Genomic DNA, 24,825 nt, shown 5'->3' on the forward strand with positions numbered 1-24,825 from the left:
GTGAAACACCCTCTCGTCAAGGAAGCCCCGAGTAGGGCTATTTCCTAAACCACCGTCATCGACTTCACCGCCGGGCGGTTTTGTAAACGGCTAAAGAGTGACGCAAGATCAATACCGCGCTGCCTCAGCAAATCTGCAGCTTGGGCTTGCCAAACCAAATCTCCCTGTTCATAAAAGGTCGCTCGCAGCTCGCGAACGGTTTGCAGGGCAGTTTGTGCCCAATCCCTAAACTCTTCTAGCTCCCAATACATCAACCCGCCGGCATGCACAATGGCGGAGTTTCGAATCTTTTTGGCGGGGGTTACCAAGACTGGGAGCACCTTGCATCCATCTGATTCTGGAACGTATTTTTTAACCCAATCCGGATGTGAGGTTGCTTGCCGCGCCTTCGTCACGGAAAGCGTGCCATCTACTGTGTTCACATAGTCTTCAAATACGAGGCATAAGGGCTCCGAAATCCACCAAGGATCTGGCGAACCGTCATCTTCGATCTTTCCGGCAAGCATCCCAATAAGACTGCCCAAATCTTTTTGCGCAACTTCAAACGTTTCTGCGCTGAGAAGTCCCTCTAGAATCGACTTTTCCTTTTTCGCGAATTCGCGATCATGCGTCGATCCGAGGCGATTGAGCTCGGCGGCGAGGCGTTCTACTTGGCGTTGCAATGCTATGTCGTTTGTTTGTTCAGTAAGTATATCGCTGACTTCTTTATGCGCGAATGTGGTTAGCCAAGGAAGATTTGGGGCGCATTTGTGCGCCTCTCTGAAATATTGCTTTGCCTTTGCCGCTAATGGCGCAATCTTATTTTCGGCAGCTAGATGGCATGCAGATCCGGCCAAGTAATTCCACAGAGCTCGATAACCCCGCAGTTCAGGTGCAGCAAGAATTCCCAGAACTCGGTCTGCCGCCGCTATCGCACCAGTATAATCATGACGCCATAGCGCCGTCTGGTACTCAATCTCTGCATTGACTGCTTGTTGCAATTCGTTGATAGCGGGTAGGTGCTGTTGATGAGCCTTTTTCCGCTCTTCAACGATTGTTTGGTTGGCGCCGTCCCAGTCCTTATCATTTCTCAAGAAGATCTCAAACATATGGATCATGGTAGAGAGATCGCTATCCTTGGACTGTAGCGCACCGAATCCAATTTCCGCCTGCAGTTCCGGATGGAAATACGGCCTTCTACGGAGGTCCGCCAAGTAATCTGGCAGCTCTTCTCCCGAAACTACAACCGCTGAGTAGTCCTCCAACGAACGTGTGCAACGTCCGATTGCTTGCACTACCCTAGTTTGAATTCTCTCGTTGTATAGGGCGTTTGCACCCATGCGATTCATCAAAAAACGCTCTTGTGAATTTGTTGCCTTCGGAAGTCCTTCAATGAAGAGTAACCGACATTCGGCGCCCGCAAAGTCAATGCCATCATAGCGATTTGCAACGACGGCGACTGCCTTATCAAGTCGCACGAAATCTGCCTTCGACTCTTCTATGTCTGCCGCATGAAAAACTGGATATTTAAGCGACTTGTCTATCTGCTCAGCAACACTTTCTGCGGCCTTGTCGGTGGGCACAAGCACAACACTCCTGCCTGCCCTGCTCATCAGCTCCGTTCTGAGAACTGATGTTTCTTTATTGGTTAGTGACATCTCTGGAAAGAGGAAAAATCGCCGACCAACGCCTTGTGTGTCCCAACCCCTTGGAGCTGGCAGGCGCAAGATAGACTTGCGTCCGGTTAAACGCTCGAGATCGCCTCCCGCACCTAAAGTCGCAGACATATAGATGCGCTGCTTTGCACTCTCGAACGCTGGATGCGAGAATGTTGGCGGAAGCAATGGGCGGATAACGATATCTTGGGACGATAGATAGAGATGGCACGCATCAAGATGGTCTCTTAGCAGAGACCATTGATATGCCAGATCACTCTTTGGCGTATGTGCGTCCAATATCTCAATGATCTGAGCGGCCAACGTTTTGAAAACAGGGGTCGCCAGCTTATCCACCCAGTTTCGGTCAACCACATCGTCCCAAATTCCTCTTAATCGAGACAAGTCAGTTGGAGCCAGATACGGCGCCAAGGCATTCGACATAGCTTGATGCAGTGCGGCATGATGTTCATCTAATCTGCCGATGCGAATTGTCCAATGAGCCGCGATGTAGTTCTCGCTAGCGTGAGCATCATCTACGAAAATTACATCCGCATTATCGAAATAAGGATTGGTATTAAAAAGTCCCGAATAAGTCGTCACAGCGATCTTATCGGCTTGCTGGTAGTCGGCTTTTGCTGAAGCGGGATAGTCTCGCTGGCGTCCGACAAATGTGGCAACTGAAAGGCCATATTTTTCGCTGGCTTGTTCCGCGACTTGATGGACTAGCTGCCGTGTCGGACAAAGATATACTACACGCTCTTTGAATTTGCGGCGGCGCCATTCAGCGATTAATAGCCCTACAAGAGTTTTTCCGCTTCCCGTGGGAAGTTGCAATGCAACGTCCGCCACGTTGATGGCGTTGGCAGCATAGGCTTGCATTATTTCTGCCTGGTGCGGCAACACATCTGGAAACTTGCGTCGAGTTAGTTCACGGAAAAGTTTGTCAGGGCTTTCCGGCAGTGATACTTCGGTCGGTGGCTTTCTGAATACCATGTCCTATCGTCCTTTCGATTGTTTTTCTTGACGTAAATCGCCGTTAGAATTGCCGATACTTTTTGATTGGTCACCCAAATTTCTCAATCTGTTGCCCCAGCCGTTTGCCATCAGTCTGCAAGTTATGAGCATAGCTTCTAGATCCCGCAATCTTTAGCTCATGCCTTCTTGGTCTAATATGGCTGCACTCCGAAAATCACTAAGATCTAACGACAAGCGCAGGCCGAAATCAGACCAATGCAACCCAACGCACCGACAGTCACATATCGTCACCGCGTAGCGGTGTAGCGTACCATCAAAAAAGTTTCCACAGAATGGTAAATATTGGTTAAATTTCAATATCTGTGCCGGAGGGGGGCGCGCTGCGGCATTCTTTTTTCTGTGGACTTGCCGAGAGCGGTAGTTTAGCTGAGGTGGGGGCCTTGAAAACGATCCTGAACCACTTGCGCGGTGATGAAGCTTACAAAGAGTAAAAATCTAAGGAAAAAAGCATGCGGACAGCGTATCGCGATGCACTTCGCCTCCTGTTCATTATTGATGCGGCTAGCACGCCACTTACCGATCTGAGTCATCCATCGGCAATAGCAATACTCCGAAGCGAGTCCCGTCTACTGGCCCTCGATTTTTGGATGCGAAACCCGGATTACCTTGCTGGCGAGTTAATTGATCTTCACAAAAAACTGGAGAGAAAGAATGGTTGAGTGCAGCCGCTGCGATCTTCCAGGCTGAAGAACCAGATCTGCGACGTGTACCAATGATTCGCTATTTCTTTGGTGCCTACGAACGCCTGGACGATGCACTAGCGATCTTGCGATCGCGCGACCTTATTCGAATCACAGGCAAAAAGACGCAAAATAAGAAAGTGCTGGAAACCGACTTCCTCCTCACAAAGGAAGGGCGGGAAACCTGCCAATTAGCAACTCAGAAGGCCCCATTACTCACCTGGTATGCGGAAAGGGCGGCACTTGTGGCGCGAGTGGCCGGAAATCGTGGCGGTGCTGCGCTTAAAGCATTGCAGTACGAGCGAGCCAGCTATGCGCAAACTGAGTTAGGCGGAGTCATCCCCTCGATTGCTATCGAGATCCAAGCGCAGCTTCAGCAACTCGTAGAATCGCAAAGGCAGCCGCACAATGACTAGAGAAAATGTGGATTGGCTCGGGGCCATCGTCAAGCGTGCCAACATGGATGTTACACATGTCGATGGCATTCTGGCCGCGAACAATATCAAGCCGTCGCCGGTACTGGCATCACCACGTCACTTGAGACTAGTAAAAGTCGAGTTCTCGGGGGAAAAAATAGATGTTCCAGATGGCGGAGCTTTCACCTTTTCTTGGTCCAATCTAGACTCCGGGCTCTGGGCGCTGCTCACTGAAGGCAATCTCGTTGGAAAATCATCGGTCTTGGAGATTATCAAGTGGTTAATCAGAGGTCGGGCTCCGTCAAACTTACAAGACGATGTAAAAAGTTGGATTCATGCAGCCAATCTACAGTTCACGATTGATGAAACAACGTTTACTGTGAATGTGGAAACACGAGGGAACAACACGACTGGGAGGCTAGAGCGGTTGGTGCCAGAAAAAGAATCGATAGCGCTAGCGGCTTTCCGCTCTGAAGCCGAATTCGAATCAGTCATGTCCGACTTTTTTCTTCGTACGTTGAGCATGGACCATTTGACGACGTGGCGCGAAATTGAAAACAAAGGTGAAACTGTAGGCACTGCCGTGACGCATGGTTGGGCAGCGTTTTCCGGAGCCATGTTTATAGGCACTGACTACTCAGTGTTGCTTGGTGATCTTCCAGTTGCTGCCGGTATCAATGCGCGACTTATGCAGATGTTTTTGGGCATTCCATGGGTATCGACCTTAGGATCTATTAAATTGGCGCTGAAGGCAGCGAGCAATGAAAAGGATCTTCGAGTGCGTCAACGTAAGAAACATGGTCAAGCCAGAGAAAGGCGAAAAGATGATTTGCAGCTCCAGCTTGATAGAAAGCTGGCAGAGCTGTCAAATCAGGCTTCTGACGATGATCTGCGAGCAGCCATTAATATTCTGGAAAACAATTATGCGGATAATAAAAAAACCGAGCTGTCACGAGTCGAACGTCTTGAGCGTGATTCGGAAGCTCTACGTCAAGCCGAAGCTGCGTTAATCGAAGATCGCCGAGACTTGCAGAGCCATCTCGATTCATCGGCAGCCGATGGCGTTTTCCGTCTATTGGATCCAAGTTGCTGTCCTCGCTGTGATCATGCAATAAGTGATGAAAAGAAGAATAAAGAAAAGCTCAGCCACGCGTGTTCAGTCTGTGGCGAAGCTGTCGACAGCGATCAAAATGCTGACACAATTAAGGCGGAAATAGACGCTCGCGTTGGTGCTGCGAAAGCTGTGTTTGAAAAAGCGCAAAAAAATGTCGTTGATTCAGAGCGCGCTTTGGTTACGTTGCGTGACGAACTTTCGGCGATTCGGGCGCGAATTCAAGAGAAGTCTGCCTTACTTGGAAAATTCGCTAAAAGAAATGAACTGGTTCTGGAAGTAGCGGTACTCCGCGGGCGTCTGCAAGAGGTGTCTAGTGAAGAAATTGAGGATGAAGAAGACAATATCGACGAGACCATTGCCGTACTGACAGCCGCGGAAAAGGAAACAGATGAGCGCGTCAAGGCCGTCCAAGGTGGTATTCTGGCGGCCGTATCAGAGCGCATAGTGCACTATGCGCAACGATTTGGAATGCAAAATCTGACCAAAGCGGATTTGAAGGGTGGTGCCCAACTGTACCTGGTGAAGGGAGGGGTGGACACGTCCTATAGTAAAGTGACTGAAGGTGAGAAGTTGCGGCTAAAGGTCGCAACTGTTCTTGCGATGATGGAAGTAGCAGAGATACAGGGTGTGGGACGCCACCCTGGCTTGCTACTGGTCGATTCTCCTGGGGCACAGGAAGTTTCACCTGACGATCTAGATCAATTGGTCTCCGGCCTAGCGGAAGTTGCAAAGACGCTGCCATACTTCCAAGTCTTCGTCGCAGCGGCTGGCGCAACATCTAACGCAATTACGAAACACGTACCATTGAACAGGCGTAGAACCACGTTAGATTCTAAGTATCTGTGGTAAACAGTATGGCATCACTCCTGCACCCACTTGAAGAGAAAATCGCAGATGTTATTGCGCTTGGACGTGACCTTGCTCTGGATGACTGTGGAGGAATCGAACAGATACACCAGCATGCATCAATGTTGGGTGCGAGTCCGCTGATGCCAGAAATTCTGCATATGCTGCTTAGTGTTCGTGAAGATGGGGATCGTGACGACGTCGCTCCGGTAAACGCAGCTTTACTCGATTTACTTCGTAACGCCGTTATCGATCTAGTACTTTGCGAGGCAGTCGATATACTCAATATTGCTCGACCACTGTCCCCGCAATTGGAAGAACAGTGTTTCGACATCCTTCTTAAGAAGGCTGTCGAAACTGGCGCAGGCTTGAATGGAACCGCTCGACGCTTCGCATTAGAAGGTGCATTCAGATTTGCTGTTGGTATTCGACGGCATGAACTTCAACTACTTGCACACCTTCTTAGCGTTAAGATCAGCGACGACCCGTTATATCTAGCAGGTGCCGCAAAGATAGTCGGCGTAGCTTATGCGCATTGGCGGGAGCCGGGACTAATTACACTATTGGAAGAGTTGACGACAATTCCCGAGGCATACGCTACCGCACACTTCGAACTGGGCATGGCCAAGCTATCAGAGGCTCTCGAACAAAAAAACGGTGTACACGATGGATCGCTATTTTTGGCCGCGCAAACCGAATTCAAGCTTGCGGCACAATCCTCTTGTCTAGAAGCCGAGGCGCAACTATATGCTGACTGCCTGACACTTATCCATTCATTTCACGAAGGAGCAGATAGTCAGGCACTCGATACGATTTATCAGTCAGTAAGGATGTCCGCGTTCCAAATCACGGCAATGCAGGGAGTACCAGTGGCCCCAAACTGGCTAGGAGCCCGGCATGCAGCAGCTGCATGTTGGCAAGCTTTAACGACCCGTTTGAAAATAATAGTTGAACAATTGAACCAACCGAGCTGGTGGAATCCTCAGCTCATAATCGAGCAACATTTGATGACGGCTTACTGTGCAAGCCGCAGCGTCTTTGTACCACGAGGAAAAGAAAGCCTAGATGGGCTAATTCGCCCACGTATCGCGCGACAGATGGCAGACAAAGAAGGCCTTATCCATCAACTCAAGATCTGGATCGAGCAAAATACGAACCATGACTTACGGCCCGAAGCCGATATACTTGTTTCACAAATTGAGGCATTTATCCACGAGCCAAATACGATCTCTCCCCGCCCTTCTGAGGCGGCGCCCGACTGGTCATCGATCGCCGCCTTTATTGACAAGACCGCTGCTACCGAGCGCGTCAAACAGGTTTTCTTGACCGTGCTCGCCAGTGCAATAACGCTTAACATGGAAAACATGAGCGCAGCAGCGCTAAACGTCATAGAGCGATGCCACCGCGACGTCTCAACTCATCCAGATTATGCTGAAAATCCTCGTGGAGCGCAGCTGTTCGATGTGGCACTTTACTGGACGGTACAGTTTATTCAGAACCGGCTTGAACTAACTCAAAAAGACGACGCGTCCCTATCCTATTTGTTTGAGCAAGAAGATTCGTCTCTACCCACCGAAGACGCGCTACAGGCGGACTATTATCGCTTCATATCAGCCTATGCTGCGGGTACTGATCTGGAGCCGACGAACGTAGGTAGTGGACGAGCAGACCTCCGAATGCGATCAAGCGGAGAGCGTCTCGTCATTGAGGTGAAGCGCGAAGCGCAAAATTGCACCTTCGACTACCTAAGTTTGGCCTATGCTTCGCAGACCACCGACTATCAAAATGTCAGTATCCGGATTGGTTTCCTTCTTGTTCTTGATCAGTGCACACCAAATAAGGAAGGAACCCCACATATTTCGACACTATTTGACATCAAGTTGATAGAGAGACCAGGGGAAGCTGTGCCAAGGGCAATAGTTATTGTACGAGTTCCTGGACGCAGAAAACGCCCCAGTGACTTAACTCGCCTTGCGCAAACGAAGCGCCGTCACCACCGTTGATTTACTAGCGGAATTGCCCCTCACCATTTGCCCCACCTTCCATTGCCTGCCGAAGGCTGCCGCTCGGTCATGCGACATTACGTGAAAGCACTACCAGAAGTGCGCGCTGATAGGCACTACGACCATGGTGGTAATCGCCGCAAAGTAAAGTTGCGATTGTCCGTCACGTAAAATGGGATTTGCAGCAAACTCAGATATGGCTGCAAAGAAAAGAGCAGCGATAGCGAAAATTGTAGCCGGCCGAATATAGCCTGTGACCAAAGCTGCCGTAGCAAATCCCAACAATACTGTGGCGCTCACATTCGCAATAGCGACTGCTCTTCCCGCAATATGAGTAACTAATCGGCTCAATCGTGGACGATGGCGCTTACGCGCAAGCACTTCTTCGATCATTCGCATGATCACTACAATGCCGACTGTAAGGACCAGTGTCTTAAAAGCTATGTGCTCGAGCAACAGTTCCGTGCCACCATCGAATTTTGATGAGTAAGAGTTGCCCACTAGTTGGACAATTCCAAAGATAAAGCCCAGAGTGCCAAAAAAAGGGAAGTCCTTCAGTAGTTCTGATTTGATCAGCAACATTTTTCTATCTGAGTGCATTGTGCGGCCTTTAAGAATAGTTGATAACATTTAGTTGCACGATCGTCAACATTGCTGATCACGGCGAACAGTTGTTCGAACGAAGGTCACTCCCCGTAGATAACGACGTAAGGGGCTGTACATAATTTTGTGTAAACGGACTATTGGCACTCATGGAATCTTCATGTCCAGCCGATGAGAGGGGAGAAGTGATAAGCTCAGAGAGGGGCTTTTCCGAAGGCCTGTGCATCCTTCGGCGGATGTTCTATCACTCGCTGCACTTCCCGTCGCTCCATCGCTCCGTCCGCATCACCGTGACGCGTCCTGCACCGGCAGGGAGTTAGAAAAATAAGTGTTGCGCACCCGGCGCGACTTGCTCAGATAGCGCGTCCGCGCAAACGCGATGGTGCAACAGATATTAATCATTCTTGCCAGGAAAAGGTTCGGGATGGTCGATTGCAGACATGAGACCCATACGAGCTAGATCGGTCACCCAACATCAGCGCACTATGCTGAGCCTAGTCGATTCATGCAGGAGTGCCTCAATGCACATTGGTTCTTGTCTCTGGACGATGCGAATACCAAGAATGTGGAATGGCGGCAGTACTAGAATGAAGCGCGTCTTCACTCTGCATTGCAGTGGGCCACGCCATCCGAATTCCCCCGACAGGCAAGGGAAAGGGCCGAAGCGGGCATATCTAAGATTTCTACTTTAGGCCGGTACTAATTCTGAGGTACGATCGATATCTAAGTCCCAAAATACATCCTACAAATCGGAGATCCCAGCGCGCAAATTCCTTCCTATTCAGACCGTCCGATAATTTTTCCATCACTGCCCACCGAAATCGCACCTATCTCAAGTTCTCGAACTTGAAGAATTTCCCAAGAAGTAACAATACCGTTCGCGAGCGCGTCGCCTTGCTCTGGCTTTTCGCATGCTTCCAATCGCTGTTTTAACGAACGGGGTTCGGCACTGCGACAAATCAACACTTTCTGAGTTCGAGGCAAAAGGTTAGCTTGTTGATGGAAGAAATATACAAATCCTTTATGGTCCTGCAGATCGAGCCATTGATTCATAAGGACGTCACTTACTTCGCTATCCATCTTCTTGTAGAACGATTTCAGACTACTTGCAGGTCCTGGCATATAGGAATGCTTTCCATCAGAGCTATATTCTGCATGGAAAGCGATTAACGTCTTTTCTATTGCTTGATCGTCCGAGAAGTAACGTCGGTTACCACCGATAAAGATATTGGCACAAGAAGAGCGACAGAAGCCCGATACCGCCGTATCTAGTCCCTTGTCTCGAATGAGCTGAGCGGTCGCCAGACCTGTTTGAGTATCCCCTCCTCCGGAGTCCTTTAGAACAACCGTTGTGATGCCAGGATTGTTATCCAAGATCGCGGCCAGGACTCGGTGCTCATTACCGTCCACATGCCCAGACATAACGACGATGGGGACGTTAATTCTAAAGTCCATTGACCGAGCATCTTGGCAAAAGACGATTAACCAAAGAGAAAAAAACACATGCCAAGTATGCTTGCCATGAGGGGAAACTTTATTGAAGTACATTCGTTCGCCTTTCGGTTCCGGAGTTGATGTGATATTCGGAGTGGATCGCGAAGACCCTGATTATTTTCATAACGCAGACTTCAGAGCTGGCGTTTTTCATCACCCGCAGCAGTCTCTAGCCAATGGACTCTGGGGAGATAATTATTCGCCGGCTCTAAGACTCCGCATGCCTATACGCCCTAACGCAGCTGCAAGTTGCAAGCGTGCCGTACGCCAATCAGCCAAAGCTTGAACCCGTTGCTTGCGCGCAGTCGCTAGTGCTGATTGGGTACTGAGCAACTCAATCACATTGCCTACGCCCGACAGATAGCGATGCAGGGCGGCGTCATAGGATCTTTGTGCAATATCCAGCAGCGAGGCACTATTTCCGATGTTTTCGGTGGCAGTGCGTAAGGCTTGTTCACCGGACCAAACATTTGACGCCACCTTACGCTGAGCCTCCTCCAAGGTAACTTTAGCGAGTTCAGCTTGGGCCTGCGCTTGCCTAATTTGATAGGTGCGATTGAAGCCGTCAAAGATTGGTACATTCACTTGAAAGCCGATATATTTCTCGCTGGCCCAGGCTGGCAGTCCCGGTTGCCCTATCGAAGGACTAACGGGTTGGTTATTCCAACTGTATTTCCCGATCATGCTGACGTTCGGCAGCCCTTCAGCCTTTGCCTGGTCAGCCTTGGCTAACGCAGCTTTCCATTGCGCAAGCGCTGTCCTCACGCTCGGGTGGTCTTCCTTCGCTTGGGCAATCAGCTCGTCCAATGAGCGAGCGAAGTCCGAGACAGGCATGATCATTTCCTCGATGTCCGGCAATCGAATATCCGCGCGTGGGTCCATATCCATGTCAGACATTAATGCGCCGACTGCGATGAGCCAATCCCCGTGCGCTTTTGTACGGCTGAATACAGCCTGCGCATATACCGTCTGCGCCTGGAGCTGGTCACTGATCGGCGCAATTCCCTTGTCAACCCTGCCGCTTGCGGCTGCAAGACTTTGCTTGGAGATATTCTCTATATCAGTGGATGCCGCCAGGCTCCCGAAAGCAGCCTGCGCTGCGTAAAAGTCCTTGGCGACGTTCATGAATGTCTCCTGCAAGACTTGATCATGGTTAGCCTGGGCAGCCGCCAAAAGCTGTTCAGCATTTTCTAGCGCGGCACCACGCGCGCCAAAATCATAGAGAATCCAATTCAATGAAGCGCTATAGGCACGCTCAGTCGCTTTTTGCTGAGAACTGAGGGTAGGGAAGCCTTCCACGGTGGTTGCATTGTCGTTGCGGGTCTTTTGCCAGGAACCGGTCAATGTAGGCAAGAACGGGGCCTTCGCAATCCCTACGGCGGCAGTCTGAACTTTGATGGACGTCCATGCTTCGCGCGTCTTCGGGTTGTTGCACAGTGCTCGCTCCAGCGCTTCACCGAGCTCCAGCGTCGTTCCAAGCGCCTCGAATTCACAGGCATCCCTCTTCTCGATGCCTTCCAGCATAGCTCCCGAGGGTTCGGGAGGAACCGCCAGATCGGTACGAAATATATCGATCGCCTTGACAACGGCCGGTTGCAATAGCAGAACCACACTCAAGACAAAAAGACAGAGCCAATTTAGCCTCACTGTACGTTCAACGTTCACGCATGCTCTCCTGCGCTGTCTGCACCAGCGGATCAAGGAAATAGTGCGCTACGCTCCGCGTGCCGGTCTTGATTTCTGCTGTCACCTCCATCCCGGAAGTCAAATTGACCCATTTGTCATGGATACGCATCTTGTTGCTGGGCAGCTGAATACGCGCCGGGAACGTAAGTCCGAGCTTCTTATCTTGCACCGCGTCGTTGGAAACCGAGACGACTGTTCCTGTCAGGTAGCCATATTGGGTATAAGGGAAGGCTTCCAGCTTGACCACCGCCTGCTGCCCAGCCTTGACGAAACCAATGTCCTTATTTTCGACACTGACCTCTACCTCTACGCCATCGTCAGGAACAATCACCATCACCTGCTGAGCGGCTGAAGCGACGCCGCCCAAGGTGTGGATAGCCAATTGCTGGACGGTACCCGCCACAGGTGAAGTTAGACGCATGAGATTTTGGCGTGTCTGTGCTTTGGTCTCATTGTTTGCGTTTTGGGTGAACTGCTGACTGGCCTTGTCCAGGAAATCGAGCTGCTCGCGACGGAACTGCGAGTTCAAGGCCGATATTTCCGCCCTTTGTTGCAGTATTGCCGCGTTGAGCTGGTGCGCATGACTGCGCAATGCTGCCAGTTCATGCTCTTGCCCCAACGCGGTCTGCTCCTTGTCGAGATAGTCGTTTTTGGCGACATACTTATCCGCCAACAGCGCTTGATAGTTATTGGCTTGCTGGCGAGCCAATGGCGCGGTTGCCTCCAGCTTTGCAATTTCCTTGTTGGTGTTATCCAGTTCGGCGACCCGCTTGGCCAGTTCAGCCTGGGCGCTGGCGGATTTGTCTTGATATTCACGATAAAAGCCATCGGCAAAATGCTGGGCTTGTCGCTGATCCTCCTCCGGGGCACCAGCCACGATCGCCACCTTGGGCGACTGCTGGGTCCTCTGAGCATCTAGCAGGGCCTGGGATCTAGCCATCGCTAACTGAGCGCTGATTTTTGCGGAACGCGCATTGTCGGCGTCTGCGGCAGCCTGTGTCGGATCCAATTCCATCAGTACCGCCCCCGCGGCAACGCGCTGGCCGTCATGTACCCAGATATGCCGAACCACGCCGGTAATAGCTGGTTGGATGATCTTTACCCGGGCATCCGGCAAGAGTTTTCCCTTGGACGAAGCGACGATATCCAGTTGGCCAAACAAAGCAATGGCGACCACTATCATTGCCAACAACACGATGATTCGCATGGTCCATCGAGGTGCCGGATGCACGGGTGTTTCGACCAGTTCGAGATTCGATGGGAGAAATGCCAGCTCGTGCGAAAGTCGGTACTTGCCATCAAGCTGCCGGCGGATCGACCATGCAGTCCTGAATACAGAGTGATAGCGGCGAGCCAGATCTGCTATTGCAGTGAGATGAAGAAATCGCATGTGGGAAGGCCAATCAACTATTCTGCAAGGAAACCAGATGCGCGTAATATCCCGCCAGCGCGATAAGCTGATCGTGACTTCCGCTCTCCACGATAGCGCCCTTGTCCATCGCAATGATGCAATCCGCGTGTCGAACAGCCGTCAGTCGATGGGCAATGATGATGACGGTCCGTCCTTGGCACATCGCGCGCATATTTTGCTGAACAATTCGCTCAGTTTCGAAGTCGAGCGCACTGGTGGCCTCGTCAAAAATCAGGATACGTGGGTTGCTGACCAGGGCACGCGCAATTGCGATACGTTGACGCTGCCCTCCGGACAACCCCGACCCGTGTTCGCCCACAATCGTGTCATAACCTTGCGGCAACTCCAGAATAAAGTCATGAGCGCCGGCAAGCGTGGCGGCGTGGATGACCTGTTCCAGTGGAATGCCCGCGTCCGTGACGGCAATGTTGTCTCGGATCGAGCGATTGAAAAGGACGTTTTCCTGCAGCACGACACCGATCTGGCGTCGCAGCCATGCCGGGTCGGCCAGAGCAAGGTCAATTCCGTCTACGCGTACTCGTCCATGCTCCGGGACATAAAGCCGCTGCAGCAGTTTGGTCAGTGTGCTCTTGCCTGAGCCCGAGCGGCCAACGATCCCGATGACCTGGCCCGGCTGGATATGGAGGGAAACTCCATTGAGGATAGGTGGGCCATCCGGACGGTAGCGAAAGCGGATGTCCTCGAAGCTGACATCGCCTTTGATGGGCGGTAGTGCCTGTCGGCTCTGGGGAAGTTCATTCCGGGTATTGAGGATGTCTCCAAGACGCCGCATTGACAGCCCGACCTGCTGAAAGTCCTGCCACAGCTGGGCCAACCGCAATACGGGGGCGGCAACCCGCTGCGACATCATGTTAAAGGCGATCAGCTGACCGACCGACAGTTTCCCATCGATGACCAGCTTCGCACCGAAATACAAAGTCAGTAGCGTGACGAGCTTGCCGATGAATTGAATAAGCTGTTGCCCCAGGTTGCCCAGGGAGCTAACGCGAAATCCAGCTGCCACATAAGCAGAGAGCTGATCATCCCAGCGCCGTATGAACTGCGGCTCGACCGCCATCGACTTGACCGTCTCAGCGCTGGACACCGCTTCCACCAGAAAGGACTGGTTGTCGGCGCTGCGGGCAAATTTTTCATTGAGACGGGTCCGCAATGCAGGATTGATCGCTGCCGAGATGACCGCATACATCGGCAACGAAATGACCACAATCAATGTGAGCCAGACGCTGTAGAAACACATTACACCGATGAAGATCACTGAAAAGATCAAGTCCAGTACAGCGGTCAGCGCCTGACCGGTCAGAAAGTTGCGAATATTCTCCAGCTCGCGCACCCGGGCCACCGTATCACCCACGCGCCTGGCTGCGAAATAACTGAGAGGCAACGTAAGAAGATGTCGAAAAAGTCGAGCCCCTAGCTCGACGTCAATACGATTGGTCGTGTGAGAGAAAACGTAGTTTCGCAATCCGGTCAGGAGTATCTCGAAGATGGCGCTCACTAACAATGCGAAGCAGACGACGTTCAAGGTACTAAAGGCACGGTTGACAAGCACCTTGTCCATGACGACTTGAAACATCAAGGGGGAAACCAGGCCGAACAGTTGCAGCACGGCTGAGACAGCGAACACCTCCAGCAGCAACCGGCGATATTTGACGACCGCTGGAATGAACCAAGAGAAGTCGAATCGCGCGAGTTCACCAGCCAGCGAAGCACGAGAGGCGAACAGCAGCATGCGTCCCAGGCTACGCTCCATCACTTCATTGGCCGGAACCTGTCGCGGAGAGCTCTCGTTGGCCTCCAAGATCAACGCCTTTTCCGCATCTCCGCCTGCGAGGATGAAGTGCTGACCGCTTTTGCACAACACAAGGGCGGGAAACGGCGTAGTGGATATGCGGTCGGATGCCAGCTTTACGCTACGGGCTTTTAACCCGATGGAGCGGGCAGCCAATACCAGATCCGGTTCTTTTGCCGCTCCGTTGACAATGGCGAAGTGATGGCGGATCTGCTCCAGATCCGCAGCGATGCCATGAAAGCGCGCAATCAGTACAAGCGCAGCGAGGCCGGGATCGCGCTCGGACCCCAATGGCGGCAAGACGGTTTGTTGCATGAATTTCCTACCTCAACGCGTAGAGCGGACGGGACCTCGTTTGAGATGAGGTCCCAGTTCCGCTTACGGCATGAAACAGCTCGGACAACCCTGTATTAAGCGAGTCTAGTCGACAGCGGGCTCGTGATACCCCACCCGCTGCCACCGTTTCGGTTAATGCCTACTGGAAGCCAAAAGAGGTTCAATTGCTGACTGTTCGGCAGCGGTATAGCTAGTCTGTCCGGGTGAGGGCGGCGAAAACGCTGCCATTGCCTGAACCAGGTTAGCGACGGTCGCATCATCAATGGTGGCACCATCCGCCGTAGTGATGCTGCTAGCCGCACTACCGTAGAACCAGTTGGTCAATTTGACGCTCTCATTTGAGCCCAGCACCGTGATGTCCAAATCACCGTTTTGCTGCTGGAACCAAAGCTGAGAAGCATTGGCCGTGGTCAAGGTGATGTTGTCCTGCCCGCTCCAGTTATTGATGACATACTGTCCCGAACCCAGTTGGTAATCCTGCGTGCTGCCGCTTGAACTGACCGTATCGGCACCGTTACCCAGGATCAGAATATCGCTGCCGGCGCTTCCATTCAGATTGATCGTATTGTTACCATTACCGACCGAAAGAACATTGATGCCGTTGCCAAGGTCGACAACGTTGTTCCCGTTACCCAGGCTAATCTTGTTATTACCATCGCCCAGTGAGACGGTGCTATTGCCATTTCCAAAGCTGACCTGATTATTGCCTGAGCCGCCATAGACTTGATCGTTGCCATTGCCGGCGGAAACCTTGTCGTCACCATTGCCGAGGTAGATGTTGTCGGCACCATCGCCCAAAGTAATGGCATCGGCTCCATTGCCAACGGTGATGCTGCTTGTACTAGTAGCGATGTCGTGGGCGCGAATGCTGTCTCTGCCGTCGCCAAGCGTAACAGTCAAGCTGCCGCTACCCAGTGAAAGTGTGTCGTCTCCCTGTCCGAGGAATATCTGATCATTGCCGTTCCCAGCCACAACGGTCTTGCTAATACCAGCACTCTCGCTTCCTTTGACCGTATTGTTTCCGTTCCCTAGGGTGAGCTGATCCAGACCTTGATCGAGAACGACAGAATTGTTTCCGTTGCCTAGATTGAGCTGGTTACGTCCTGCGCCCAGTGCGAAATCATTATTTCCGTCGCCACCGGTAAGAGTGTTGATGCCGCTACCGACTGACACATAGTTATTGCCGTCGCCGACCTGGACCTGATCATTACCATTTCCAAGCATGATCGTATTGGTGACATAAGAGAGATCGGAAGTGGTGACCTTGTCATTGCCATTGCCAAGCTGGACGTAGTTGACTCCGTTGCCCAAATCGACCAGATCATTGCCGTCGGCACCCATGACCGTGTTATTGCCATTGCCGGCCTTGAATCCAGCATTGGCGGTGCCAAAGCCGACATCGTAGCTGCTGTTGTCGAAGACAAACTCGGTCTTTCCTGCGCCACTGGATTGTGCACTGATAACCTTCACTGAACCTCCATTGGCCCACGAAGGAGAGCCAACGATCACATCCTGGCCGCTGACGGTGTAATTGACGATGCCACCATTGGAACCGGCGTCAAAGGTGACTTGATCGAATCCACCATTGTTAGTCAGTGAATTGCTACCCACCCCAAAACGGATCAGATTATTGCCAGCTCCATTGACGATGCTGTTATCGCCGTTGCCAAAGTAAAGAGTGTTATTTCCGTTACCGACGGTGACCTGGTTACTACCATTACCCAACGTGACCTGGCTGTTTCCATTGCCCAGGCTCAAGGTTTCACTGGCGTCCAGACCTGTAATGACGTCGTTACCATTTCCAGCGCGAATGTGATAGCTGCTCGCATCCAGCGAAACCGTATCATTGCCGTTTCCAAGCACATATTGGCCCAGCGCCGACGAAGGTGTGGCACTTGCGCCAACGACACGCACGCTGCCGTTGTTCAAGGACTCATTGATCTGGATGTCGTTGCCGAGATTGGCAAAGTTCACGGTGTCAGCTGGAACATTTTGTTCTAGCAAAAGTGTGTCATTGCCATTCCAGTTAGTGACGACATCGGTACCTGTGCCTACGGTGACTTGATTTGTCCCAGATCCGATCGCAATCCGATTGTTACCATTGCCAACGGTGATGGCATCATTTCCGTTACCCGCATTGACGAGGTTGTTGCCATCGCCTGTCGTAATCAGATCCCTACCATTGCCAACGCTGATCGAATTGTTGCCATTGCCTGCAGATACAGAATCAGCGCCATCGCCCAAGGAAATGACATTAGCTTGATTGTTCTGGGAGAGATCGATTTGCACCTGACCGTCGCCAAGTGTGATATTCGCAACCCCGCGGGCCCGACCATTGACAACAGCATTGGCCCGACCGCCGGTAACAATACTACTGCCGGTCCCGAGAAGCACTGATTCGTTACCGTCACCAAGCTGATAGGTATCATTTCCGCTACCACCGATGAACCTATCTGTACCTGTAGCAGCAATGAGCGTGTCATTACCTGCATTGGCTTGGACCGTGTCGCCTGCGCCATTACCTGTCAGGATCAAATCAGCCGCACCCGTCCCTACCAGATTTTGCACGTGGACACCCGCGGTATAGTTCACGCTGGTTTGAACGGTATTGATTCCACCAGCCTGCGCATGAACGACGTCGTTAACATTATTTACAACGAAGGTGTCACTACCGGCCCCTCCAATCAGCGAACTGACACCATTACCCGCGATGAGTGTGTCATTAGCGTCGTTAGCGGTGATGGTCGTGCCATCTTGCGCGCCCCCACGCAGGATCAGCGCCGCATTACCAGTGCCGATCAGATTTTGCACGTTGTCTGGCAGGCTGTAACTGACACTCGTCTTGATCGTGGCAATACCGGAGTTAGCGGTCTCTTGGACCACAGAGGCAGTGTTACCCACTACGAATGTGTCATTACCGCCACCACCGATCATCTGGGCGGCACCACCGCTATCGGCAATCGTGTCGTTGCCGCCACCACCAATCAGTGTGTCGGCCGCGCCATTGCCAATTATTTGGTCGCCGGTGCTGTTACCGGTCAATGTCAATGCGCTATTGCCGGTACCCCATAGAATTTGCTGGTTTGCGCCCAATGTCCAATTGACACTAGATTTCACTGTGTTGACGCTAGCTGATGTTCCAGCCACGGGAGCAGCGACAGTGATGCTATCCCGGGTATTGTTCACGACGAAGGTGTTACTTCCCGTACCTGCAGTCATGTCCGCAATCCCACCGCCGTCAGTGAAACTATTATTGCCATTGCCTGCAATGAGTTCGTTATGGCCTATGCCACCCACTAGCGTGTTGTTGCCATCTTCTGCGAATACCACCGAATTGCCGCTACCAGCGTAGAGGACATTATTACCCTCGCCAGCCATGATGATGTTATTTCCATTTCCACCAATCACTGTATTCGCGCCAGCACCTACCACAACAGTCTTTGGTCCGCCACCGAGCAGAATCGCATTGTTACCATTCCCGGCGACGATTAGGTCATTGCCGTCTCCGCTCTGAATCGAGTTGTTCCCGTCGCCAACGTGGATCAGATCGTTGCCCGCACCAGTAATAACGACATTATTTCCATTTCCTGCGCTAACAGCATTGTCGCCGCTATTTCCCAAAATCAGATTGTTTCCGTCGCCAGCGGTGATGGGTTTTGCCAAGGATCCCTGTTCTGCCTGGGTTACCTTTGTACCAGCCAGAACCTCGTTCGAGAATGGCAGCGTTACCTCTGCCATGTTTTCAGTAGTCCCATCAACATAGGTAAAGGTTGCCATCTCATGAATGACGACTCCGTTTTGCACAGAAAACGCAGGAGTATCAGTGAAGTTGATGGACTTGATTCCTAATTGCGAAAGTGTTTCGAACTCTCCGGTCTCCGACTGACCGTTTGCATTGGCATCAACCCAGACTCCAAGCTTATTCCAGACACTGCTGGACGCATCAAGCTGCTTCGCGCCGCCAGCCAGAAGCTGCAAGGCCTGCAGGTCGTTAGTGGCACCGGTGACTTGTTTGTAAAAGTCAATCTGGCTGCTATCACGAACGCTTCCATCGCCGTATTTGTTATAGGCGAGTACTCCATTACCGCCGGAAAACCAAGCGGTCTGATGGCGTAAACCATCTGCAGATTGTTCAAAAAACACATTCGAGTCGTTGACCGATGTAAAGTGGAATCCATTCCCTTTCAGATCTAGTATCAGCGGATCCCCGCCGTCACCGCCACCGCCGTCGCCACCTCCGTCGCCATCAGCATCTCCGTCCGAATCCGAATCCGAATCATCCGACTGACCTGCGTCTCCCCCGCCACCATCTCCTCCACCACTTGGAGGCGGCGGGGGAGGCGACGGCAGCGGTACCGACACGGTGTATTGAGATGTACCGCCAAGCGGATCACGAACCTGAACAACGAAAGCATCTGTTCCGCCGATAGCGGAGGTTGGAGAGAACGACCAGTTTCCATGAGCATCTACTGAAGCATTGCCATACCGTGCTTGATTGAGCACCGTCCAGGTCAATGCGTTAGTGGAAAAATCTTTGTCCGTAACAGACAAAGTTCCAGCATCCGGATTTGTCTGATAGGTTACGGCTGAAGATCGATATCCGTAGCCGCCACCACCGGTTGCATCTCCATAACCAGCTCCGGGTTGGTAGAGCGGAACGTAAGCACCGTTACCGTTGCTATCAAGCACATATTCATATCCATAGATCGGGATCTGCTGCAACGTATTGCCGGTGATGACTGGAGGATGATCGACTTGCGCCACGTTGACTTGTACATGTGCCGTCGCCGTTCCATATGCGCCAGCATTGATCGTATAGTCGAACCCAGCTGTGCCGGAAAATCCAGTAGTCGGGGTAAAGATTACTGTACCACTCTGAGCGTTATAGCTAACTGTGCCGCCCTGAGCATTCTCCACGCTCTGTAACTGCAATATGGCATTGGGAGCGTTACTTACTTTGTCAGTGTCCAGCAAGCCCTGTATAGAACTTCCGTTACCACGCACTTGAATAACGGCGGCTACGTCCTCATCAGTTGCAAATCCAAGTTCATTGGCTTGCACCGTCGAAAGATCGTTCAAACGGGTGACCTCCAGCGTCACCTGACCACTGGTCGTCGTCAGCTGTATCCCGTTAGGTGCAGCAGCATAACTAGTGCCCAATGTCGCCGCTTGCAAGCTGAGCGTACCCATCTCATGTACGCTTCCATCAGTCTTCGTATACGTCCCTAACCGATAATTCAGGCTGGCGATACCCAAGCTGGCGAGACTGTGATAACTGGATGATGTCATCCGGCCAGTTCCCTGAGTATCAATCCAAATGCCAAGCTGAGAAAATACTGGATCAATGGAGTTAATTACGCCATCGCCATTCGCGTCATAGGTAGCTAGGCTTGAAATTCCACGATACCCAGTTGCTACTTGGCTGTCACTGAACATCTCCTCACCATTATCGATGGCACCATTCATGTTCTCATCAAGAACCAAGAATCCATCTGTCTTATTCAGCCAAGCCGTTTGATGAAGATACTGTGTATCTTTGCTTCCTGTAAGGTTGGCATCCAGATTATCAGTACCATCGACATTGAATTCGACTGCACTTCCATTAAGACTCGTCGTTGCAAGACCGCCACCGAAGTCTAATGCAATAGGATTCCACGTCTCGACCGTAGAATCTGCGGATATGGGGGACGCCAGCTCACCGAGATTAGCTGCACGTTGGGTCTCGGTCAAACCGGCATTAGAAAGCCCTGCCTGCGCCTGCATTTGTGCCGTTTTTACTTCCCACTGAGGAGCGATTGCTTCTCTCGCCAACGCATTATTGATGTAATAAGAACTCAGGTTTTGGAAATATGCATCATTGCCGTCATAGGTGCTTCCCAGCGTGACGTTCCCATTTTTATCAAAGCTCAAATCCGGATTAATCTGTTGTCCGGTGACTGCATCAACGGTATTTACGTGGAAGGTGCCATCTGTAAAGTGAGTGTCGTAGCTTAACGTTCCTAGCCGTTCCGGAATAATTCCGAGTTGCAATCCAGGCTGGCCCAGATTGTTATATTGGTTTGCGATATTCTGTAAGCCGCCTACTAAAGAACCCAGGACGTTACGCGCAGTCTGGTCTCCTCCGGCGTCACCCACCGCATCAACTCGATAAGAGCCGTCCGGGTTCCAGCCTACGGATGCAGAACCCCACGGTTCTGGAGGATCATCGCCGAAAAGGTCACCTATAACTGAACCGACCACAAATCCAGCTAGCGCCCCGATCGGGCCAGCCGCCGAGCCAATTTCGCTACCCACCTCACTCATTACCTCCGCCGCATAGGTGCCAATAACGTCACCTAAGACGGCCTGCTTATCTCCTCGTATCAGGTCATACGCGACTTTAATATATGGTAAAGCATCGCCAACTGTACCAGCCAACCCAGCGATATCACCGAAACCATCACCAGCCGCATTGATCAGGTCACCTTTGTATACGATTGAAGTGTAGAGATTGACTCCTTGGACAAAAGTGTTCGCGCCGTAATAAATACTTGAGGCGACATCTCCCTTTCTCAAGGCGGTGGCCATGCCTTCAATATCAGATACGACACTCACGGCATTGCCTGCCATATTCAGTGCAGGCAGATTGCCATTACTCAAATCATTGGCGAGATGCAGTCCAGAACTTACAATTGGAAGTGGCTGACCATTTTGAATAGCTTTTACTAGGGTGTACGCGTCATTTAATGCAGAAATCTGGTTGCTCAGGGAAAGAACACCTGTCTGGTTCACAACGGGCGTCGTGTTACCGTTGCTATCCACATGGTCAACCTGAATAGTTCCGTCGGGATTAGCAGCTGTAGCCGATCCGATTAGGGTGTCTTGATAACTTCCATCTGGACTGACTTCGCGTTGGCCAGTAGACGTAATTTTCCCGTTTGAATCCTCATTGACAATATTGTAGGTATTTGCCACTGGCTGCCCATAAGTAGGGCTGCCAGCAGCATTATCAAATGCCCGCGTGACATTGGTACTGCTTATGATATTTCCGGAAGCGTCATAGGTTCGGATAAACCGTACGTTGTTATCGCTGGAATCCATATAGTCTATCCGAGTCACAACTAATGGATTTGTAGAAGTTGCCGGAGTCGTTTCTACTGTGGTTTGCAAATCGCCGGCGCTATTTTTTATTGAGACCGAAGTCCCATCTGCATTCCTTGAGATTGTGCTATTTCCTTGAACGGAAATCTGGCCAGCGGGAGTCTGGATTGTGTTACTCGAATTCGGATTCGCGACGATAGACGCAACAGTATTATTTGCTAACGAAATTGTGGCACCGTCAGCATAAACTTTTGCAGCCGATCCGCTAATATCAGCGGTGAGGACTTGACCGGAGACCGTCTCAGTCCCACTCACTTCGCTCAACACTACTTGAGGAAATCCGGTCTGAGTGACCTGCGTAGTAAAAGTGCACTGAGTTTGATCTGGCCCAGGATTGTAATTGATCGTAGTAGTTGCCGTCGTTCCAGTGATTGGATCGGATTGCGACTGAACTTGAGTTGCCAAGTCTCCCGCCGAGTCATAGCTATTTGAGGTTTTCGTGGTGGTGATCCCACCAGTAACCGGATCGGTTACATTCTTTATCTCTGAAACAAGTCGACCGGAGTCATTGAAGGTACTTTCCGACTTCTTCAGAACGAAATTTGTACTAGAGTCTGTTTCAGTGACTACTTCCGACGTAGTACGCCCTGCAGTACTGTAGTTGTCTATGGTCGTTGTGACAGTACCGGTCAGGTTGTTACTTTGGCTATTAATATTGAGTGTCAGTTTTCCCGCGGGATTGAATACGGACTGGTTCATCCCGGAACCGTTCTCAATGTAGAACGGCTGCTTAACAGTCAGATTATTTGTGCCCCCAAGATCATAGGTTAGAAAAGAATTGGTGCGTGAGTCTGTAAAACTGATCGGAGTAACGTTGTTCCGGTGGCTAATTAATTCCTGCTGGAGCTGCACAGGATCAATATGCATAGCGCCAAGATCAAGTGAAAAGTCACTTTTTCCTTCCGATGCGACTGCACTGGCGATTTGGGAAACCGCACTCCCTGCATAGTAGGAGGGGTAGTCCTCATTTCCGTTCTGCCCTAAATGGGTTGTGTTTTGCTGATAAAAGTAGGCGTTTCGTTCTGCAATAACGTTATTTTCGTTTTTGGGATCAACGAAGTAATTAACTGTCCCATCGGTATTTCTTTCGAAGACTATACCATCCGCTGGAGTCCCGTCTTTTGAAATGAAGAATTTCGATAGGTAACTAGTCGTGTAGTCAGGAACCTGTCCAGGTGGCGTAACATGATTGACGTAATCAACGTAAGCGTTCCATCCGGAGATCTGCGCTGTAGCTTCGTCTCGGCCCTGTTGTTCCTGCAAGCGTTCTAGAATGTTGGTGTAATCCTGTGGTGCAGATGACTTAGCCAGCGCTGCGACATCGCTGTAAAACGTTTGCCGTGCAGTTGACGTATCTGCGGCATTGAGGGCGTGCTGCGTTTCATGCCCTATTTGAAATATAAGATCACCTTCCGATAGTGACTGAGTACCAATCTGGTTAACTTTGAGCTGTAACTTTCCACTACTGAACTGAGCTCCCGCATTTGCGTCGTTGGGTAAGATGTCAAAAGCTTGAAGCCCGCCGCTATCAGCCGCTGCGTTAAGTTCTGCTACCAAAATGGGAGCGTTACTAAGAGCATCAATGATTGCTTGATATGCGCTGGGACTAACCGCTGCATCTTGCTTGAATTGTTGCAAGATGAGCTGGAGTTTATCTCCCATCTGGATCGTCATTTTTTAGCCCCAATGTTTGTATTAATGGAAAAACTCAGCATCGATAAACAATTATTCGATGGTTGATAACGGAGAAACAAATGGTCACCATTCGTCTTATAAAAACTATGGTCATAGATTGGCCCATGGTCTGGGACCTCAAGTGGATCCGGCACTTTCTCAACCCATCCTAATTGTGACGCTCTGATATCTTCTGTTAACCGATTTGTATCCAAACACATCGGTGCGCCATCAAGCTTAGGGGCCTGTGCCCAATCCCACCATGTGAAGGCAAAATTCTTCAGTTCGGGACCGACCGTCACCCCTACTGAAAAATACCAGTCGATGGCCGCCCGACTAAAGACTTTGTACCATCTTGGATCTGCGTTTAACGGGTCAGGAAATAATCGATCTGAGTTCAGCATTTTCATATGGAAGACGCTCTCGACCTTTTCTCTGGATAGCTCGCCCACAGGTGTTCGTAAGATCTGTAGCAACCCCTGATAGACCTCTTCCTCATTAAGTGGGTATGGCGGCTGCCACTTCGTTATTACCTGGCTATCCATCCCATTTTCTCCGGTTGCTGATGAAGTCAATTCGTTAGATTGAGCCGTACAGAGGGCTCCGCTCAGTAGCATTGTCACGAAGAGTTGTGCGCTAAACGTACTTATGGTGTCTTTCAAGTTCTTTCTCCGCTCCATATCTAGGCAACTGTGGTCTCTATGATTTTTAAATAGCCCGAGACATTAGTATTCAGAACTCAATCGTCAGTGAGTTCCGCCATTAAGGGCATCTCGTCCTTAGAATCAAGACTAACGTAGCGCTTCGTTGCTTCCTCGCCGTGAGGGACTTTAACTATTGAAATCTCATTCCGTCGCTGAATCTGGCATCGGAACACATTAAGCACACACCTCAAAATCTGTTGCTTCAACTTTCGGGAAATAAAAAATAAGCGAGAAAA

Annotated in this window: 11 protein-coding genes and 1 pseudogene; 4 read left to right on the plus strand and 8 right to left on the minus strand. The window is 51.0% G+C overall.

The features are described from left to right. Window positions 1–44 precede the first annotated feature (44 nt). Window positions 45–2,630 carry a DEAD/DEAH box helicase gene (locus tag E2K99_RS22745; RefSeq protein WP_134223651.1) on the minus strand — a complete coding sequence of 862 codons (2,586 nt, stop codon included), beginning with the start codon at window positions 2,628–2,630 and terminating at the stop codon, window positions 45–47. Between the two features lie 697 nt (window positions 2,631–3,327). Between E2K99_RS22745 and E2K99_RS22750 the strand changes: the two genes are divergently transcribed. The 3 genes from E2K99_RS22750 to E2K99_RS25720 are packed head-to-tail and all read left to right on the plus strand — an operon-like array spanning window position 3,328 to window position 7,731. Then, window positions 3,328–3,768 carry a hypothetical protein gene (locus E2K99_RS22750; RefSeq protein ID WP_205703715.1) on the plus strand — a complete coding sequence of 147 codons (441 nt, stop codon included), beginning with the start codon at window positions 3,328–3,330 and terminating at the stop codon, window positions 3,766–3,768. Further along, window positions 3,761–5,731 (plus strand): large ATP-binding protein, encoded by a 1,971-nt coding sequence (locus tag E2K99_RS22755; protein ID WP_134223652.1) that lies wholly within the window; start codon window positions 3,761–3,763, stop codon window positions 5,729–5,731. The genes E2K99_RS22750 and E2K99_RS22755 overlap by 8 nt, the downstream gene beginning before the upstream one ends. A gap of 5 nt (window positions 5,732–5,736) precedes the next feature. Beyond that, window positions 5,737–7,731, plus strand: coding sequence for a hypothetical protein (locus E2K99_RS25720; protein WP_205703716.1), 1,995 nt, complete (start codon window positions 5,737–5,739; stop codon window positions 7,729–7,731). A 90-nt stretch (window positions 7,732–7,821) separates the two neighbouring features. Here E2K99_RS25720 and E2K99_RS22765 read toward each other — a convergent pair whose 3' ends face one another. Beyond that, window positions 7,822–8,313: a hypothetical protein gene (locus E2K99_RS22765; protein WP_134223653.1), complete on the minus strand. Its 492-nt coding sequence runs from the start codon at window positions 8,311–8,313 to the stop codon at window positions 7,822–7,824. 520 nt (window positions 8,314–8,833) lie between these two features. Here E2K99_RS22765 and E2K99_RS26010 point away from each other — a divergent pair. After that, window positions 8,834–9,037: pseudogene (locus E2K99_RS26010) on the plus strand (integrase core domain-containing protein); the annotation flags it as partial. A 74-nt stretch (window positions 9,038–9,111) separates the two neighbouring features. On the opposite strand, the gene E2K99_RS22770 reads toward E2K99_RS26010, so the two are convergent. From E2K99_RS22770 to E2K99_RS22795, 6 genes are all read right to left on the minus strand, one after another. After that, window positions 9,112–9,882, minus strand: coding sequence for a hypothetical protein (locus E2K99_RS22770; protein ID WP_134223654.1), 771 nt, complete (start codon window positions 9,880–9,882; stop codon window positions 9,112–9,114). 141 nt (window positions 9,883–10,023) lie between these two features. Beyond that, window positions 10,024–11,493, minus strand: a complete 1,470-nt coding sequence (locus E2K99_RS22775; protein WP_240733798.1) for a TolC family protein — start codon at window positions 11,491–11,493, stop codon at window positions 10,024–10,026. After that, window positions 11,483–12,904, minus strand: a complete 1,422-nt coding sequence (locus E2K99_RS22780) for an HlyD family type I secretion periplasmic adaptor subunit (RefSeq protein ID WP_134223655.1) — start codon at window positions 12,902–12,904, stop codon at window positions 11,483–11,485. The genes E2K99_RS22775 and E2K99_RS22780 overlap by 11 nt, the downstream gene beginning before the upstream one ends. 13 nt (window positions 12,905–12,917) lie before the next feature. Beyond that, on the minus strand, window positions 12,918–15,050 hold the full coding sequence (locus E2K99_RS22785) for a type I secretion system permease/ATPase (protein WP_134223656.1): 2,133 nt from the start codon (window positions 15,048–15,050) through the stop codon (window positions 12,918–12,920). A gap of 153 nt (window positions 15,051–15,203) precedes the next feature. Beyond that, window positions 15,204–23,885 (minus strand): beta strand repeat-containing protein, encoded by an 8,682-nt coding sequence (locus E2K99_RS22790; RefSeq protein ID WP_134223657.1) that lies wholly within the window; start codon window positions 23,883–23,885, stop codon window positions 15,204–15,206. Then, window positions 23,882–24,547, minus strand: coding sequence for a hypothetical protein (locus E2K99_RS22795; RefSeq protein WP_134223658.1), 666 nt, complete (start codon window positions 24,545–24,547; stop codon window positions 23,882–23,884). The genes E2K99_RS22790 and E2K99_RS22795 overlap by 4 nt, the downstream gene beginning before the upstream one ends. Window positions 24,548–24,825: the final 278 nt, after the last annotated feature.

Source organism: Herbaspirillum huttiense (assembly GCF_004367745.1).
Taxonomy (GTDB): domain Bacteria; phylum Pseudomonadota; class Gammaproteobacteria; order Burkholderiales; family Burkholderiaceae_D; genus Herbaspirillum; species Herbaspirillum huttiense.